The organism is Bacillus fungorum, from assembly GCF_002746455.1.
Lineage (GTDB): Bacteria > Bacillota > Bacilli > Bacillales > Bacillaceae_G > Bacillus_A > Bacillus_A fungorum.
In genome coordinates this window covers 1-1,046 of the sequence record NZ_NWUW01000133.1, presented here as the reverse complement: position 1 = coordinate 1,046, position 1,046 = coordinate 1, and the positions used below count along the sequence as shown (strand labels likewise).

Below are 1,046 nucleotides of genomic sequence, written 5' to 3'. Positions count from 1 at the left end.
GTTTATAAACCCCATCTTATTCACTCTTCTCAGTGTTACTTCATGTACTGTATCTCAAAATAAAGTTTTTCTGGCTTTTGATTTTGGTCTAAATAACGAAGTATTTCTGAAATAGTTTCTTCTTCTACTTCCATACTTTCCGTATAAGACATACTTTCGTTTTCTTGGACCTTTTCAAAAATGGAAGTAGGTAGTTTGTCTGCAGCAAACACCCCCATTTTACTTCCTAGCTTTTGTTTGGATGCAGCGTTGTAGAAAATTTCGTTCACAATTATCTCATTATCATCTGGATCATACATGTACCCTCTTTGTATACGTAGCACTGTGTTACTCCTTTCATATGTATTCCTCCTATAAAATAACTATATTTGTATATATTGTTATTTTATGTTGAGGTGTCAAAGAATATTATTTCGTAAAATACGCACTTTGTATAGAGGGAGATATAAGAAAACTCATTTTTTACCCATTTTTGTTGTGTATTTCTCTCGATATCCGCCTCTTCTAGTGTATAAAAAGAAAAACTAAGCCACTCTTTAGGCTAGCTATAGCTTAAAAGAGTGGCTTAGTTTGTTGCAAATAGCTTTGTATGTAATTGTTTAATCGCCCCTTCTGCAAGGGGCTGATAAAATGCATGTTGTAATCCTTGTATATGCAAGGTTTCTCCTATACATAACAATACTTTGCCAAGAATTAAATCCAGTAGTAGTTCATTATTAATTTGCTTTGCTTGTTTTTCAGTAGAAACATAAATAACTAGGATTGTAGGGTTATTCCTTAAATCTTTTATGATAACATCCTTACCTGACTCTACGAAATCTCTCCATCTAGCGATAATTCGTTTTAAGCGATCCTTTTTATCTGTTAATAAGGTGGAGTATACAACAAAATTAAACTCTTGATTTACTCCGCCCTGCACAGCAAAACTTAAAGGAGGGGTAGATACCCCTTTACTAATAGATGGATGCATAATATGCCCTAAAAAGGATGGAGCATAGCGTAGGTGGCAAAGTAGGTCTATATCATGCCAATAACGTAGGTGAACA

The 1,046-nt window shown here is 34.0% G+C and carries 1 protein-coding gene and 1 pseudogene; both read right to left on the bottom strand.

The features are described from left to right. Positions 1–35 precede the first annotated feature (35 nt). The gene (locus tag CO726_RS31050) at positions 36–323 is read right to left on the bottom strand and encodes a hypothetical protein (RefSeq protein ID WP_169513129.1); all 288 of its coding nucleotides are present in this window, start codon (positions 321–323) and stop codon (positions 36–38) included. A 242-nt stretch (positions 324–565) separates the two neighbouring features. Beyond that, positions 566–1,046: pseudogene (locus tag CO726_RS31045) on the bottom strand (hypothetical protein); the annotation flags it as partial.